This window comes from Paenibacillus silvestris, assembly GCF_009882985.1.
Classification (GTDB): domain Bacteria; phylum Bacillota; class Bacilli; order Paenibacillales; family NBRC-103111; genus Paenibacillus_E; species Paenibacillus_E silvestris.
This window is the reverse complement of record NZ_WTUZ01000010.1, coordinates 684,325-701,401: the sequence shown is the minus strand read 5'-3', so window position 1 is coordinate 701,401 and position 17,077 is coordinate 684,325. Positions and strand designations below refer to the sequence as shown.

At 47.5% G+C, this 17,077-nt stretch carries 13 protein-coding genes; 8 read left to right on the top strand and 5 right to left on the bottom strand.

Translation table 11 applies throughout. The features are described 5' to 3' along the window. Positions 1 to 47: 47 nt before the first annotated feature. Complete coding sequence (locus GQF01_RS06710) at positions 48 to 788, bottom strand: TraR/DksA C4-type zinc finger protein (RefSeq protein WP_161406035.1); 741 nt, start codon at positions 786 to 788, stop codon at positions 48 to 50. A 171-nt stretch (positions 789 to 959) separates the two neighbouring features. On the opposite strand from GQF01_RS06710, the gene lspA reads away from it, so the two are divergent. Genes lspA through GQF01_RS06695 form a run of 3 tightly spaced genes read left to right on the top strand, consistent with a single transcriptional unit; the run spans position 960 to position 3,598 of the window. Next, positions 960 to 1,487 (top strand): signal peptidase II, encoded by a 528-nt coding sequence (gene lspA / locus GQF01_RS06705; RefSeq protein ID WP_407945390.1) that lies wholly within the window; start codon positions 960 to 962, stop codon positions 1,485 to 1,487. Positions 1,488 to 1,506: 19 nt separating this feature from the next. Next, a complete protein-coding gene (locus GQF01_RS06700) occupies positions 1,507 to 2,412 on the top strand; it encodes an RluA family pseudouridine synthase (protein ID WP_407945397.1) in 906 nt (301 codons plus the stop codon). A 31-nt stretch (positions 2,413 to 2,443) separates the two neighbouring features. Then, positions 2,444 to 3,598, top strand: coding sequence for an aminotransferase A (locus GQF01_RS06695; protein WP_161406033.1), 1,155 nt, complete (start codon positions 2,444 to 2,446; stop codon positions 3,596 to 3,598). Positions 3,599 to 3,768: 170 nt separating this feature from the next. Here the strand turns inward: GQF01_RS06695 and GQF01_RS06690 are convergent, their stop codons facing one another. The 4 genes from GQF01_RS06690 to GQF01_RS06675 form a co-directional block, all read right to left on the bottom strand. Further along, the gene (locus tag GQF01_RS06690; RefSeq protein ID WP_161406032.1) at positions 3,769 to 4,890 is read right to left on the bottom strand and encodes an N-acetyldiaminopimelate deacetylase; all 1,122 of its coding nucleotides are present in this window, start codon (positions 4,888 to 4,890) and stop codon (positions 3,769 to 3,771) included. Positions 4,891 to 4,910: 20 nt separating this feature from the next. After that, positions 4,911 to 5,621, bottom strand: a complete 711-nt coding sequence (gene dapD / locus GQF01_RS06685) for a 2,3,4,5-tetrahydropyridine-2,6-dicarboxylate N-acetyltransferase (RefSeq protein ID WP_161406031.1) — start codon at positions 5,619 to 5,621, stop codon at positions 4,911 to 4,913. 108 nt (positions 5,622 to 5,729) lie between these two features. Then, positions 5,730 to 7,616, bottom strand: coding sequence for an ABC transporter ATP-binding protein (locus GQF01_RS06680; RefSeq protein ID WP_161406030.1), 1,887 nt, complete (start codon positions 7,614 to 7,616; stop codon positions 5,730 to 5,732). Beyond that, positions 7,613 to 9,337: an ABC transporter ATP-binding protein gene (locus GQF01_RS06675; protein WP_161406029.1), complete on the bottom strand. Its 1,725-nt coding sequence runs from the start codon at positions 9,335 to 9,337 to the stop codon at positions 7,613 to 7,615. Before GQF01_RS06675 ends, GQF01_RS06680 begins: the two co-directional genes overlap by 4 nt. A gap of 406 nt (positions 9,338 to 9,743) precedes the next feature. Between GQF01_RS06675 and pyrR the strand changes: the two genes are divergently transcribed. From pyrR to carB, 5 genes are all read left to right on the top strand, one after another. After that, positions 9,744 to 10,298 carry a bifunctional pyr operon transcriptional regulator/uracil phosphoribosyltransferase PyrR gene (pyrR, locus tag GQF01_RS06670; protein ID WP_161406028.1) on the top strand — a complete coding sequence of 185 codons (555 nt, stop codon included), beginning with the start codon at positions 9,744 to 9,746 and terminating at the stop codon, positions 10,296 to 10,298. A gap of 2 nt (positions 10,299 to 10,300) precedes the next feature. Beyond that, positions 10,301 to 11,200 carry an aspartate carbamoyltransferase catalytic subunit gene (locus GQF01_RS06665; RefSeq protein ID WP_202556184.1) on the top strand — a complete coding sequence of 300 codons (900 nt, stop codon included), beginning with the start codon at positions 10,301 to 10,303 and terminating at the stop codon, positions 11,198 to 11,200. Between the two features lie 20 nt (positions 11,201 to 11,220). Continuing rightward, positions 11,221 to 12,504: a dihydroorotase gene (locus tag GQF01_RS06660; protein WP_161406026.1), complete on the top strand. Its 1,284-nt coding sequence runs from the start codon at positions 11,221 to 11,223 to the stop codon at positions 12,502 to 12,504. Between the two features lie 157 nt (positions 12,505 to 12,661). After that, positions 12,662 to 13,846, top strand: coding sequence for a carbamoyl phosphate synthase small subunit (locus GQF01_RS06655; RefSeq protein ID WP_161406025.1), 1,185 nt, complete (start codon positions 12,662 to 12,664; stop codon positions 13,844 to 13,846). Positions 13,847 to 13,860: 14 nt separating this feature from the next. Next, positions 13,861 to 17,070, top strand: coding sequence for a carbamoyl-phosphate synthase large subunit (gene carB / locus GQF01_RS06650; RefSeq protein ID WP_161406024.1), 3,210 nt, complete (start codon positions 13,861 to 13,863; stop codon positions 17,068 to 17,070). Positions 17,071 to 17,077: the final 7 nt, after the last annotated feature.

The window sequence follows — 17,077 nt, the reverse complement described above, 5'->3', positions numbered from 1 at the left end:
CAAACGAGCTTACGCTGCAATAGCGAAGCTCGTTTGTCCTGTTTATTTTAGAGAGGCTCGTCATCCAGGGAACGGTTTTCCGGCTCAAGAAAAGGGTCGCCTTCCTCGCTGTGCATATAATCTTGGTAAGCTTTACTACGCACAATGGTGACATGTTCACCATATAAGTCCGTGGCTACGAAGCTTTCGAATGATTCAACATAGCCGACATTCTCATCAGCTTCAATATACATTTCGTCGTAACTTCCAACGTTAGGGTCTTCTGCGAATGCAGGAGTATTGGAGGTACCCCAGCTTTCAACGATTTGCCAAGCGTCCTCACCATCAAATTCGGTTTCGTCATCACGTTCGTCAAAGCTTGTCCGGCCAAAAGGCGGATAAAGAACTTGCTCCTCAACAGGTCTTCTGAAGGATTGTTCAGGATCAGGCACATGTTCTTTGCAGTAAAGTGTGGTAGGGATAGCTTGCAAACGCTCAAAAGAAATCGGGTTATGGCAAAAGACGCATTGACCATAATCTCCTTGTTCCATATGAGCTAAGGCTTCATCAACCTGTCTCAAATGAAATTCAGCGTGCTCATTGAGCGAGATATCTTTTTCACGTTCGAAAATCTCGGAGGCCACGTCAGCTGGGTGATTATCGTACATGGATAGCTCACCTGTGCTGTCTTTGAAAGAGTTGGCTAGGCCAAAATGATCGTTCGTGGCAAAATGTTGTTCAAGACCAAGCTTTTCCTCCAATAATTGCAGATATAATTGTTTTGATTGTTCTTCGGTTAAATGGCTCATAGGTCGTACAGCTCCCTTCTTACAGCTGATCCTTACCGTTATAATGCCGAGCAGCCGCGTTTTTTAGTGAGGTAATTCCTTGAAAATAAGGGACATTTCTTGCTTACGGATATATGTGAATGTTTATGAAGTGGGTTTTTGCAGAGGCAAAGCTCTTAGGAGGAAAAGATTATGAAGTATTTGAAGTATTATTTCTATGCGCTAATCGTGTTTATTTTGGATCAAGTGACCAAATGGTTCATCGTAAAAAGGATTCCGCTCGGCGAGGAAAGGTCTGTACTAGGTGAGTTTTTCATGATCACTTCGCATCGAAACCGGGGGGCAGCATTCGGTATTTTACAAGATCAAAGATGGTTTTTCATTATCATTACGACTTTTGTGTTGATCGGTATTGTATGGTACATGCGCCGGACTATTCGTGAAGGTAAAACGTTGTTGACATGCGCGCTTAGCTTGCTTTTAGGCGGAGCTATCGGAAACTTTGTAGACCGCGCGCTATTCGGCGAAGTGGTCGATTTCCTCCAGGTTACTTTTGATTTCAGCTTTTTCGGTAAGGACATTTATTACATTTATCCGATTTTCAATATCGCTGATTCCGCCATCGTGATCGGGGTTATCCTCATTTTCTTAGATTCAATTCTGGCATGGAGAAAAGAGAAAAAAGGAGCAACTCATGAGCACAAATCAGACCTCGTCTGAAATAGCATCGCAAGATGTTATGGAATGGACAGTTGACAAAACGTATGCAGGTGAACGGATCGATAAATTCATCACGGAAGCCTTGGAAGAAGATGTGTCCAGAACCTTGGTCCAGCAATGGATCAAAGACGGGCATGTTAAGGTAAATGAGAAAGCGATCAAGCCAAACTATAAGCTTTCAGAACATGATGTCATCATGCTGCAAGTTCCAGAGCCGCAAGGCGTCGAGCTTATTGCTGAAGACATTCCGCTAAATGTCGTGTATGAAGATGCGGATGTTATCGTGATCAACAAGCAACGCGGGCTCGTGGTACATCCAGCGCCAGGGCACTATTCAGGTACATTAGTTAATGCCTTGATGCATCATTGCAAGGATCTTTCCGGCATCAATGGAGAGCTGCGTCCCGGTATTGTACACCGCATCGATAAGGATACATCAGGCTTGATTATGTCAGCCAAGAATGACAAGGCCCATGCCAGTCTAGCTGAGCAATTGAAGGCACATACCGTTAATCGCAAATATATCGCGTTAGTCCATGGGAACCTTCAGCATGATCAAGGGACGATTGATGCGCCGATTGGACGCGATTCACATGATCGTAAGATGTACACGGTGACGGAGAAAAACAGTAAGCATGCCGTGACACACTTCGTCGTGATGGAACGTTTCGGTGATTTCACGTTGGTTGAGCTTAAGCTTGAAACGGGGCGAACGCACCAAATTCGCGTGCACATGAAATTCATAGGACATCCGTTGGTCGGAGATCCGATGTACGGCAAGAGCAAAGGGATGTTGATGGATGGACAAGCGCTCCATGCCGCGATTCTAGGCTTTGAGCATCCACGGACAGGGGAATGGCTGCAATTCGAAGCCCCGATTCCAACGGACATGGATCACCTGTTGCAAACTATTCGAACATCCTAGGGTTCATCTGATGGGGAGAGGAGCGAATCATATGGAGCATCTAATTAATCCACAAGTAAAAGATATTCAAATTTCGGGTATTCGTAAAATCTCCAATCTGGTCAGCACCATTCCAGGTGCACTGACACTGACGATCGGACAACCAGATTTCCCGACGCCGCGGCATATTATTGAAGCGGGGCAGAGGGCGCTGGACGAAAATAAAACCGTCTATACGCAAAATCCAGGCCTGCTGGAGCTTAGAGAAGCGGTATCTCACTTTGTCAAAGTGAAATATGCTCAAACGTACCGTGCAGCAGATGAAATTATTGTAACTGCAGGGGCAAGCCAAGCTGTGGACATCACACTGCGAACCATTCTTACGCCGGGCGCGGAAGTCATTTTGCCAGCTCCGATTTATCCAGGGTACGAACCTTTGATAAGACTTGCTGGCGGGGTTCCCGTCTATGTGGACACAAGGGAGAATGGCTTGAAATTAACAGCCGAGCTGCTAGCGCCATATCTTACGGATCAAACGCGCTGCGTGATCTTGTGCTATCCGTCGAATCCGACAGGACAAGTGTTGTCCAAGCAAGAATTGAATGACTTGGCGGAGCTGCTGGAAGACCGTGAATTGTTCATTTTATCAGATGAAATATACAGTGAGCTCGTCTATGGGGAGTCGCATCAATCCATTGCGACGATCGGCAGGCTGCGGGACAAAACGATTGTCATTAATGGCTTATCCAAATCACATGCTATGACAGGATGGCGGATTGGCTTCACCTTGGCGCCTGCTAACATCACTGAGCATATGGTCAAGGTACATCAATACAATGTCACCTGCGCCAGCTCAGTAAGCCAGTACGCGGCGTTGGAAGCATTGACAGCTGGGATTGACGACGCACTCCCGATGCGGCAAGAATACGAAGCACGTCGGGACTATGTCTTCGACCGTTTGGTGGCAATGGGCTTTGAGCTTGAGAAGCCAGATGGGGCGTTCTATTTATTCCCGTCCATCGCCAAATTCGGATTATCTTCGCAGGACTTCACCATGAGACTGCTGCAAGAAGAGCATGTCGCGGTTGTGCCTGGGGATGCTTTTACCTCTTACGGGGAAGGGTTTATCCGTATTTCCTACGCTTACTCGCAGGAAGTATTGGAAGAGTCGCTGAATCGTGTGGAACGCTTTATCAGCAAATTGTAAGAAAAAAGAGGTGCTCCCTCGGTCATTGGATGACTTGGGACCGCCTCTTTTTTTATGGAGCAGAATCGAATAGCGGGAAGCGGTAGTATTTCCCGTCCATCTACAGAGGTAAAAAAAAGGCTGGCCCTCGGTCATGAAATGACTTTCGGGATAGCCTTTTGGTATTAATCTTACTGCGTTTTAAAGTTGAAGTAAGCGGTAATGGTATGAATAGCGACTTCAATCGCGCGCTCATCCGGGTCAAGCTTGCCATTGTGCAATCCGTGAGGGGTGTCTACCCCTAACCAGAACATGAAACCGGGAATTCGCTCCAGAAAGTAGCCGAAGTCTTCGCCAGTCATTGCTTCTGTACATTCCACAAGCTGAACTTGATCGTTTGTTCGCAGCCACGTCATGAACTCCCCAGTCAAAGCAGGATCATTAAAGACTTGACGGTAGTTTGAGCCGTAATCGATCGTTACTTGGCATTCAAAGGAGCTTTCGATGCCAGCGGCGATACCTTCGATCCGTTTCTTGATCTTGTCCATTGAAGCAGCGGAAAGCGTGCGAATCGTGCCTTCCAAGCGTCCCTTTTCGGCGATGATGTTCTGCTTCGTGCCAGCTTCCATTTTGCCGATGGTAACCACAGCCGAATCCAGCGGATTCACATTACGGGACACGATGGTTTGCAGTTGGCCAACCATTTGCGTTGCCGCGATAATCATGTCATTCGCTTGATGCGGATAAGCCGCATGTCCGCCTTTGCCGAGGAGGTCGATGAACAACTCCGAAGTGTTGGCGAACAAAATCTCAGGCCGCGTGGCAATGGTACCAACAGGGTACTCAGGTGCGATGTGGAGGGCAACCATTTGATCCGGCATCCAATCCTGCAGTTCTTCCGAAGCTAGCATGGGCATTGCGCCCCCAGGACCTTCTTCAGCCGGCTGGAACAAGACAACTAGATCATCTCGCATAGGCTGCTGCACAAAATGAGTGATAACACCCATGCCGATTGACATGTGAAAATCATGTCCGCAGGCGTGCATGTATCCCGGATGCTGCGAAGGAAACGGAAGAGAGGTCTCTTCCGTAATTGGCAGCCCGTCCATGTCCGCGCGATAGCCAAAACGTTTGGTCGGATTTGTTCCTTTGATATAAACCAAAATGCCTGTCCGCCAAGTCCGGATGTTCATCCGATCCTGAGGCAATTTAGCAAGTTGGTCTAAAAGCAATTGCTGCGTCTTGAACTCTTGAAAACCCGGCTCCGGGATTTGGTGAAGCTCACGACGCAGTGCAATGAAAGGACTAGACATAGCTGTTCCTCCAGATGGTCTTACAGGGTACGCAGATCTTGTAAGATTTCTGTTTTGGATTTTGTTTTATCGTCAACTTTCTTGATAACACGAGCAGGAGCTCCTGCAACAACGGTGTACTCTTCTACATCTTGTGTAACGATAGCGCCAGCAGCTACTACGGAACCTTTTCCGATGCGTACGCCTTCCAAGATAACCGCATTAGCGCCAACAAGTACATCATCTTCGATTACGCAAGGTTGTGCGGAAGGAGGCTCAATTACGCCTGCAACAACTGCGCCTGCACCGATGTGACACATTTTACCGACTTGCGCTCTGCCGCCAAGAACAGCGTTCATGTCGATCATTGTGCCGTCGCCTACGGATGCACCGATGTTGATGAGCGCGCCCATCATGATAACCGCATTGTCTCCGATATGTACTTTATCGCGAATAACCGCACCTGGCTCGATACGAGCATTGATCCCTTTCAGGTCCAGCATAGGAATTGCGGAATTGCGGCGGTCAGCTTCAACCACATAATCAACGATTTGTTCTTTGTTTGCTTCAAGCACAGGGGAGATTTCGCTCCACTCGCCAAACACGACGCCGCTTCCGCCGGAAATGAAGGATTGGCTGCCTTCGCCGAATTCAATGCCTTCCAGGTTTCCTTTTACATATACTTTAACTGGCGTTTTTTTCTTGCTTTCTTTAATAAACTGGATGATTTCTAACGTATTCATTTCACTCATGGTGACATCTCCTTAAAATTAAATTGACTCTCCTATATTATCAGATAGGGGGCGACGTGAAAAGGACCGCGTATCGAGTCGAATCAACTCGAATGCGCGGCCCCCTATTTATGAGATGGCTTTTGAGGCAAATTGGCTGTTATACAGGTCGGCATAAAAGCCGTTTTGAGCTAAAAGCTGTTCATGCGTTCCCTGTTCAATCACCGTTCCGTGATTCATCACAAGAATGAGATCAGCGTCGCGAATGGTGGATAAGCGATGGGCAATGACGAAGCTCGTGCGGTTCTCCATCAGATTGTTCATTGCTCTTTGAATGGAGACTTCCGTCCGAGTATCTACTGAGCTGGTTGCTTCATCTAGGATCAGAATAGCTGGATCCGCTAATATCGCTCTAGCGATGGTAAGCAGTTGCTTTTGACCATGCGAGAGATTGGAAGCTTCTTCATTTAAAATGGTGTTGTAGCCGTCCGGCAGCGTTCGGATGAAGTGATCGGCATACGCCGCGCGAGCCGCATTCACGATATCTTCCTCGGAGGCGCCGTTTCGGCCGTACGCGATATTATCGCGAATCGTGCCGTTGAACAGCCACGTGTCTTGAAGGACCATACCGAACAATCCCCGAAGGTGGCTGCGTGACATTTTACGAGAATCAATGCCGTCAATGGCTATCGTTCCGCCTTTTAACTCATAGAAGCGCATGAGCAGGTTTACAATAGTTGTTTTCCCCGCGCCGGTAGGGCCAACGATGGCCACGGTTTGACCTGGCTCCACTTCAATATTCATATGATCAATGAGCGGCTCATCCGTTTTATAGGAAAAAGCAACCTCGTTGAACTTCACGTGCCCACGCACATGCGTTACGGACTTACTGGCCGTCTCCTCCAGCACTTCTTCAGGTTCATCCAACAGCTCGAAAATACGTTCCGCGGCAGCGATTGTGGACTGAATAACGTTTGCGATGTTAGCAACCTGCGTAATGGGCATCCCAAATTGTCCGGAGTACTGGATGAAAGCCAAAATATCTCCAATTTTAATCGAGCCATTCGTTACCATGATCCCGCCAATGACGCTGACAAGCACATATCCGATATTTCCGATAAATGACATGAGGGGGAATATCATGCCGGAAATAAATTGCGCCTTCCAGCCTGAATGATACAATCGATCATTGATGTCATTGAATTTCTCGATAGATTGATGTTCACGCCCGAAAGCTTTGACAATGGTATGACCCGTATACATTTCCTCGACGTGGCCATTGAGCTCGCCAAGCGTTTTTTGCTGCCCTTTGAAATATTTCTGCGAACGGGAAGCTATCATTTTCGTTCCAATAATACTTAAAGGCAGTGTGATAATGGTTACCAAAGTCAACAAAGGGCTAATCGTAAGCATCATAATAATAATCCCGAGCAAAGTGACAATGGAGGTAATTAGCTGTGTTAAGCTCTGCTGCATGGTAGAAGAGATCGTATCCACGTCATTCGTGGCGCGACTCATCGTATCTCCATGACTGCGAGAATCAAAGAAGGAAAGGGGAACCCGAGCCAGCTTGTCGCTAATATCTTTGCGGAGGTTAAACACAATTTTCTGTGTGACACCTACCATGATCCTTTGCTGGATAAAAGTTAAAACAGAACTGAAAACATAAAGTGCAGCTAATATCAAAACAATTTGCAGCAGTGCATCAAAATCGATGTGTGCGCCAGGCACACCTTTCAGCTTAGCCATGGAGCCTTCGTATAGCTTCGTCGTCGCGTTCCCCATGAGTTTGGGACTAACGATGCTGAAAACCGTACTGAGTACGGCAGCTATAAAAACAGAAATGATGGATACCCGGAAAGGTTTCATGTAGCTGGAAAGCCTGCGCAAGGTGCCTTTGAAATCCTTTGCTTTTTGAACGGGCATACCCATCGCACCCATGCCGCCTCGGCCAAAATGAGCTGGATTCACACCCTGGGAGGAAGGGCGCTGCCCGTTCTTCGGTTGATCGCTCATGCTATTTCCTCCTCTGATAGCTGGGAAGCTACGATTTCTTGATAAACGCCGCAGGTGCTCATCAGCTCGGCATGTGTGCCGATCCCGGCAATACGTCCGTCTTCTAGCACGATAATGCGGTTGGCATCCATGATCGTGCTGACACGCTGAGCTACGATGATTTTGGTAGCTTGCGCGGTTTCAGCCTTAAGTGATGCTCTTAGTCTAGCGTCGGTTTTGAAATCAAGTGCAGAGAAGCTGTCATCGAAGACGTAGATTTCCGGTTTGCGAGCAAGGGCTCGGGCGATAGCCAACCGCTGCTTTTGACCGCCGGATAAATTCGTGCCTCCCTGAGCGAGGACTGATTGATAGCCGTCTTTCAGATCAGCAATGAAATCAGCGGCTTGCGCCGTCTGTGCAGCTTGCTTAATCTCTTCATCTGTCGCCGTCTCGCGTCCAAACCGGATGTTGTCAGCGACAGTACCGGAGAAGAGCGCTGCCTTTTGAGGGACGTATCCAATTTGCTGTCTAAGGCTGTCTAGCTTCAATGTAGGCAAGGGATGACCATCGATTGTAATGCTGCCTTCATTAACATCATAAAAGCGCAGCAGTAAATTGATCAGTGTCGTTTTGCCAGAACCTGTGCCTCCAATAATGGCTGTGATCTCACCTGGCTCTGCGCGGAATGAAATATCACGGATCGCAGGTTGCTCGGCACCTGGATAACTGAAGGTTACATGCTTAAATTCAATCGCAGCTTGATCGGAAGGGAGGGTCATTGCCTCTTTGGTATTATGAATCGTTGAGGTCAACGTCAGAACTTCATTAATACGCCCTGAAGAAGCGGATGCTCTTGGAATCATCATGAAAATCATCGTCATCATGAACATCGAAAACATAATTTGCATCGCATATTGAATGAAAGCCATCAAATCGCCAATTTGCATCTGATTGCTATCAATACGTATTCCTCCATACCAAAGGATGACGACAATCCCCAAATTAAAGACCAACATCATGATCGGCATCATAGTTGCCATGATGGTATTCACTTTGATGGCCGTTTGCGTATAATCCAAATTTGCTTTTTCAAACTTCATCTGTTCATGGCCAGATCGGTTAAAAGCGCGAATGACTCGGATACCGGTCAAATTCTCGCGAAGCACGAGATTGATGGCATCGATTTTGACTTGCAGCACTTTAAATAGAGGGAGCCCTTTGAACATGATTCCTATGATGGCTAATGCGAGAATCGGAATAACAGAGATGAGGACAATTGCGAGATGGGCATCCTTGTAGGTCGCCATGATGACACCACCGATAAGCATGGTCGGTGCGCCAATGAACATCCGCATCATGACAATGACTTGCTGAACCTGAGCGATATCATTGGTGGTTCGTGTTATAAGGGAGGAAGTGCCGACCTTATCAAATTCATGTAATGAAAAGCTTTCAACATGGCTAAAAAGCTTGCTGCGCAAATCTCTACCGAATCCAGTAGCTGTCCGTGCTAGCAAGTAGCTGGCGATCATAACGCAAACCATCGCGCCCATAGCTACCAAAAGCATGTAAGCCCCATATCGTAGAATATAGGCAACATCACCATGTAAGACCCCGACATCCACAATGTCTGAGAGCAGAGTAGGGAGATACAATTGGGATAGTGACTGAAGGAGCATTAAGGCAATGATGGCTACAACTGAAAATTTGTACGGGTTTAAAAGTTTAAACAATTTGAACAAATGTTTTCCTCCTTAAAGAATCGTGAGTAAGTGTCACAGTTTGATTTTGATATGTAAATTATAACACATGATAAAATATCTGTTCAAAAAATCAATCATGTTCATATTGACTTATTGTGTCGAAAGTGGCATAATTCTTTTAATTACATATGTACCTTTAAAAACAGTCCAGAGAGGCTGGCAAGGTAGTCGATAAGAAAAGACGGGATAAACCGAATCGCGGATTCAGTTTATGAACAAGCTTGAGGATGTGCGCATCCTTATGCCCCGCTCTGTATCTTTATGCACGCTAACTCCTTGCCAATGAATGGGCAAGGAGTTTTTTGGTGTGTTTTAACCTGGCCAAAACTCAGCTAATGCTTACGATGCCAGTTTTCCTACGGAAAACTCTTAGGAGGCGAATCAAATGAACGAAGCAGCCGAACACACGATTATAGACGAAATGGGAATTCGCCGTGCGCTTACGCGGATTGCGCATGAGATACTTGAAAAGAATAAAGGGGTAGAAAATTGTACCCTAATTGGGATTCGGACAAGAGGCATTTATTTAGCGAAGCGAGTCGCAGAGAGAATCTTAGAGATCGAAGGCGTGCCCGTTCCTGTTGGCGAGATTGATATCACCTCTTATCGAGACGACCGGGTCAAAGTGAAATCGGTCGAGAACGTCCAAGAAGGCGGCCGCATCCAAATTCAAGATCGTAAAATTATACTGTTCGATGATGTCCTGTTTACAGGGCGCACCGTGCGGGCAGCCATGGACGCTTTAATCGACTTGGGCAGGCCGCAAATGATTCAATTGGCTGTGCTTGTGGACAGAGGGCATCGCGAACTGCCGATTCGACCAGATTATGTAGGAAAGAACGTGCCTACCTCCAAAAGTGAGAGCATTGAAGTGCTGCTAACGGAAATCGACGATAAAGACGGCGTCATTATACTTCAACAGAGGGGGAAACAGGAGTGAGCATGGTGAGTACACAAACGAAACATTTTCTAGGATTAAAAGGGGTTAGCGCAGATGAGATCACAAGCATCCTTGATCGCGCGGCTCACTGGGAGCAGAATCCTGCGAGAGTGACCAATCAATTTAACGGTAAATTCGTCTCTAACTTATTTTTTGAAAATAGTACAAGAACACGCTTCTCTTTCGAACTGGCGCAAAAACGTCTAGGCGCGGATGTGCTTAACTTCTCAGCAGCGGAGTCCAGCGTACAAAAAGGTGAGTCGATCTACGACACCGTACGCACATTGGAATCCATGGGCATCGACGCCGGTGTCATCCGCTTGAAACCGAACGGCGTGCTCCAGGAGCTCGCAGAGAAAATCAAAATTCCGCTCATTAACGCGGGGGACGGTAACAACGAGCACCCAACGCAAGCACTGCTCGACTTCTACACGATGCGTAAGCAGTTCGGCGCCATCAAAGGGCTGACCGTCTCCATCGTCGGGGACATTCTGCACAGCCGCGTGGCACGCTCGAATCTGTGGGGACTGCTCGCACTAGGCGCGAAAGTACAATTCTGCGCGCCAGCTAGCATGCAGGCTCCAGAACTCGCCGAGTTCGCGCCGTATGTGTCCTTCGACGAAGCGCTGAAGGCAGACGTTGTCATGATGCTGCGTGTGCAGCTGGAACGCCACGACTCAGGTCTGCTTCGGTCCGCGGAGGAATACCGCGAGCAGTATGGTCTAACCGTGGAGCGCGCAAGCCGCATGGCTCCTCATGCGATCATCATGCATCCGGCTCCGGTAAACCGCAACGTGGAACTGGACGATGAACTTGTTGAACATGAAAAATCAAAAATTTTCACTCAAATTGCTCACGGTGTGCCGATCCGTATGGCCGTCATCGAACGAGCTTTATCATAAAACAGGGGGATTTCACCACAATGGGCATTTGGATTCTAAATGGATTTACAGTTGACGCAAATAATGTACAAGCGAAGAAACACATTTTAGTTGAAAATGATAAAATCGCTCAGGTTCTGGACGCAGATGGCGGTTCAGCTCCGCAAACAGAAGGGCATGAAGTAATCGACGCAGCAGGCAAATTGGTAACACCTGGCTTTATCGATATGCATGTTCACTTGAGAGAGCCTGGGTTTGAACATAAAGAAAACATTGCAACTGGAACACGTTCCGCAGCAAGAGGCGGGTTCACAACGATTGCTTGTATGCCAAATACAAGACCCGTCATCGACACCGTTGAGACGGTGAACTACATATTGGATAAAGCGGCTACAGAAGGCGTCATTCGTGTCCTGCCCTACGGTACGATCACGAAAAACGAGCTTGGCCGCGAGTTGACAGACTTTGCCGCGCTGAAAGAAGCGGGTGTCATTGGTTACACAGATGACGGCGTAGGCGTACAAAGCGCGCAAATGATGAAGGATGCAATGACGCTTGCGGCATCCATCGGAATGCCCATCATCGCTCACTGCGAAGATGATACGCTTGTTGTCGGCGCTCCAGTCAGTGAAGGATCTTTCGCGAAGAAGCATGGGCTGAAAGGCATCCCGAACGAATCCGAAGCGATTCACGTTGGGCGCGATGTGCTGCTGGCTGAAGCAACGGGTGTTCACTACCACGTGTGTCACGTTTCCACAGAGCAATCGGTTCGCTTGATCCGTCACGCGAAGCAGTTCGGAATTAAAGTGACCGCAGAGGTATGCCCGCATCACCTTGTGCTGTCGGATGAAGATATTCCAGGGCTTGATGCGAACTGGAAAATGAACCCGCCGCTGCGCACACCGCGCGACGTGCAAGCGGTCATCGAAGGTCTCCAAGACGGCACAATCGACATTATCGTTACGGATCACGCCCCGCATTCGGAAGAAGAGAAAGAAAAGGGCATGATGCTTGCGCCATTCGGTATTCTTGGTTTCGAAACAGCCTTCAACTTGCTGTATACGAAATTTGTCCTGACAGGCGAGTGGACGTTAGGCTTCCTGGTAGATCGAATGACGAAAAAACCTGCTGATGTATTCGGACTTCCATACGGAACTTTGAATGTAGGCAGCGTAGCGGACATTACGATTGTAGATTTAGAAACAGAGCGTGAAGTTCTCAAAGAAGAGATTGTTTCGCGCAGCAAAAACACACCGTTTATCGGATGGAAACTGAAGGGCTGGCCAGTTGTGACTATCGCTTCAGGAAAAATCGTTTATTCATAAAAACGACACGATCGATCTGTACGGCAACCCGAAAATCGTGTATATTTATACAAACTGATCATTTTTTATGCAGAAATACGTATGAATGATAGTAAAGAATTAGCATGACATCTGCGGTTCGTAGAATCGTTGACAATAGTGAAGGAGCTGAACATACATGCAGGCAAGATTGTTGCTGGAAGACGGCACGCTTTTTACAGGAAAATCGTTCGGTAGTGAAGGAGAGTCCGTGGGTGAGGTAGTATTCAACACGGGGATGACAGGGTATCAGGAGGTTCTTTCCGACCCTTCCTACTGTGGTCAAATCGTAACGATGACGTATCCATTGGTGGGGAACTACGGTGTGATTCGTGATGATTTTGAATCCGTACGCCCATTCATTCATGGCTTCGTCGTTCGTGAGCATGAAGAGATTCCAAGCAACTGGAGAGCTCAATACACGCTTGGCAGCTTGCTTAAGGAATACGGCATCGTAGGCATCAGCGGCATCGACACGCGTATGTTGACTCGTAAGATCCGTCATCACGGTGTTATGAAAAGCTTGCTGACAACTTCCAACAAATCCGTTGCTGAGTTGACTGAAATCCTGCGAGGAACTTCCCTCATGACGGATCAAGTTGCTCGTGTCTCCACGAAAAGCGTGTTCGGAGCACCGGGTCACAAAGAGCGCATCGTGCTCGTTGACTTTGGAGCAAAAAGCGGAATTATCCGCGATCTGAGCAAACGCGACTGTGACGTCGTTGTTGTGCCTCAAGATGCAACAGCAGAACAAATCCGCCGCCTTGCACCAGATGGTGTCCTGCTCTCTAACGGCCCTGGGGATCCAAAAGATGTTCCTCACGCTGTCGAAATGATTAAAGGTTTGCTTGGCGATATCCCGCTTTTCGGAATTTGCTTGGGTCACCAATTGTTCGCACTCGCTTGCGGCGCTGACACTGACAAACTGAAATTCGGACACCGCGGTGGTAACCACCCTGTTAAGGATTTGGCTTCTGGCCGCTGCTATATTACATCGCAAAACCATGGCTACACTGTTAAAGATGAGTCCGTCGCTGGTACTGATCTTGAAGTGACGCACATTAACAATAATGACCGTACAATCGAAGGTTTGAAACATAAGAAATTCCCAGCTTTCTCGGTTCAATACCATCCGGAAGCCGCGCCTGGACCTTTTGACTCCAGCTATCTGTTCGATGACTTCATCTCGATGATTCGTCAACACAAACTTGATAACCCCGAGCAGCCGCGCCAAGCGCAAATGCTGGCTCAGTGGAAAGCGTCCACGGCATCGACATCTGTAAGTAAAACTTACGAAGCAAGTTTTGCTGACGCAAAACTCTAGGGAGGAACGGTAATATGCCTAAAAATAATACACTCAAAAAGATCCTCGTTATCGGTTCCGGTCCGATCGTTATCGGTCAGGCTGCGGAATTCGACTATGCGGGAACGCAAGCTTGCCAAGCATTAAAAGAAGAAGGCATGGAAGTTATCCTGATCAACTCCAACCCGGCTACGATCATGACGGATACGAACATGGCAGACAAAGTATATATCGAACCCATTACACTTGAATTCGTTACACAAATCATTCGTCAAGAGCGTCCGGACGGCTTGCTTCCGACTCTAGGCGGTCAAACAGGTCTGAACATGGCTGTAGAACTTGCTCGCGCAGGAGTTCTTGAGAGCGAAAATGTGAAGCTTCTAGGCACGCAGCTTACTGCGATTGAGAAAGCGGAAGACCGTGATCTTTTCAGAGACTTGATGAGAGAACTAGAGCAGCCTGTACCGGATAGCGTTATCGTAACAACAGTTGCTCAAGCGGTAGATTTTGCTAACGAAATCGGCTTCCCGATCATTATTCGCCCAGCCTACACACTTGGTGGTACTGGCGGCGGTATCTGTAACACAATGGAAGAGCTGACTGAAATCGTAGCTTCCGGAATTCGTTACAGCCCAATCGGACAATGTCTCGTTGAACGCAGTATCGCAGGCATGAAAGAAGTCGAGTATGAAGTCATGCGTGACGCGAATGACAACTGTATCGTTGTATGTAACATGGAGAACTTTGATCCGGTTGGCGTACATACAGGAGACAGCATTGTAGTAGCGCCAAGCCAAACATTGTCGGATCGCGAATATCAAATGCTTCGCTCCGCTTCCTTGAAAATCATTCGCGCTTTGAACATCGAAGGCGGTTGTAACGTACAATATGCGCTTGATCCACATAGCTTCCAATATTATGTCATCGAAGTTAACCCGCGTGTAAGCCGCTCTTCGGCGCTTGCATCCAAAGCAACAGGGTATCCGATTGCCAAAATGGCAGCTAAAATTGCGATTGGTTACACGCTCGATGAGCTTGTGAATCCAGTTACGGGTCAAACGTATGCTTGCTTCGAGCCAGCACTTGACTACATCGTGTCCAAGATCCCGCGTTGGCCATTCGATAAATTCACGGCTGCTAACCGCAAGTTAGGTACACAAATGAAAGCAACTGGCGAGGTTATGGCCATCGGACGTACATTCGAAGAGTCCATTCACAAAGCGGTTCGCTCGTTGGAAATTGGTGTACATCGTTTGTTCCTGAAGGAAACTGACCTCCTCGATAAAGAAACGCTAGAATCCCGTTTGCAAAAACCTGATGATGAGCGCTTGTTCTTACTAGCTGAAGCTTACCGCAGGGGCTATTCCGTGGAACAATTGCAAAATTTGACGAAAATTGACTGGTGGTTCTTGAACAAACTTGAAGGTTTGATCAAATACGAGAAAGAAATCGCAGCAAGTGAATTAACGGCTGAGCTGATCTTTGAGATTAAGCGTAAAGGCTTTACAGATCGCGCAGTTGCTGAAATTCGTACACTTGCAGGCTGCACAACATTCATTAACGAAGCGGATGTAAGAAATTATCGCTTGAAGCAAAACATTAAACCTGTGTACAAAATGGTTGATACTTGCGCAGCGGAGTTTGAAGCTTCGACGCCATACTACTATTCAACTTATGAGCAAGAAGATGAAGTAACAGAAACAACGAAAGAGAAAGTGGTTGTACTTGGCTCTGGTCCGATCCGTATCGGTCAAGGGATCGAGTTTGACTACTCGACGGTACACGCTGTATGGGCGATTCAAGCTGCTGGCTACGAAGCGGTTATTATCAATAACAACCCAGAGACAGTATCCACGGATTTCAATACATCCGATCGCTTGTACTTCGAGCCATTGTTCTTCGAAGATGTTATGAACGTAATTGAACGCGAGAAGCCAATCGGGGTTATCGTACAATTCGGTGGTCAAACCGCTATCAACCTGGCAGCTCCTTTACACAAAGCAGGAGTTCGCATTCTAGGTTCCGACCTGGAAAGCATTGATACAGCGGAAGATCGCAAGAAATTCGAAGCTCTGCTAAGCAAGCTTTCAATTGCTCAGCCTCCAGGCGGCACAGTAACTTCGGTGGATCAAGCGGTTGGAACGGCTGCGAAGTTCGGCTATCCGGTTATCGTTCGACCTTCCTATGTCTTGGGTGGACGTGCAATGGAAATCGTCTACTCCGATGAAGAGTTGCTAAGCTACATGGAATATGCCGTGAAAATCAACCCTGAGCATCCGGTTCTGATCGACCGTTATATGTTAGGTAAAGAGGTAGAGGTAGACGCGATTTGTGATAGAGAAACGGTCCTAATCCCTGGGATTATGGAACACGTTGAACGTGCTGGTGTTCACTCCGGCGACTCCATCGCTGTGTACCCGCCGCAATCGCTCTCTGATCATATTAAAAAGCAAATTATCGAGATTACGACAAAAATTGGTCTAGAGCTTAACGTAGTTGGCTTGGTAAACATCCAGTTCGTTATCCACAACGATCAAGTGTATGTAATCGAAGTTAACCCGCGTTCCTCCAGAACGGTGCCATTCTTAAGTAAAGTAACAAACATTCCGATGGCCAATGTGGCAACACGCGTTATTATGGGACAAAAGCTGACGGATATGGGTTACCAAAGCGGTCTATGGCCGGAAGATAGCTATGTCTCCGTGAAAGTACCGGTATTCTCCTTTGCGAAACTTCGCCGCGTAGACACAACACTCGGACCTGAGATGAAATCAACAGGTGAGGTAATGGGCCGCGATACGAACTTTGCTAAAGCTCTCTACAAAGGCTTAATCGGTGCAGGCATGAAAATTCCAGCAGCTGGTTCCGTTGTTGTAACGGTTGCTGACAAAGACAAAGAAGAAGCAATTGAGATCTTGAAAGGGTTCTACCGTCTTGGCTATAAAATCATTGCGACTGGCGGAACGGCAACAGCTATTGAAGAAGCTGGGCTTCCAGTAACAACTGTGCATAAATTGAGCGAAGGCTCACCAAACATTTTGGACTTGATCCGCAGCGGGGACGCGCAGTTTGTTGTAAACACGCTCACCAAAGGTAAAACGCCTGAGCGCGACGGTTTCCGCATTCGTCGTGAAGCTGTAGAGAACGGTGTGGTTTGTATGACATCGCTCGACACAGTAAGAGCACTCGTTAATATGCTCGAAGCCATCAACTTCTCCTCACGCGCAATGCCAGTTCATGTCTAAGAAAGAG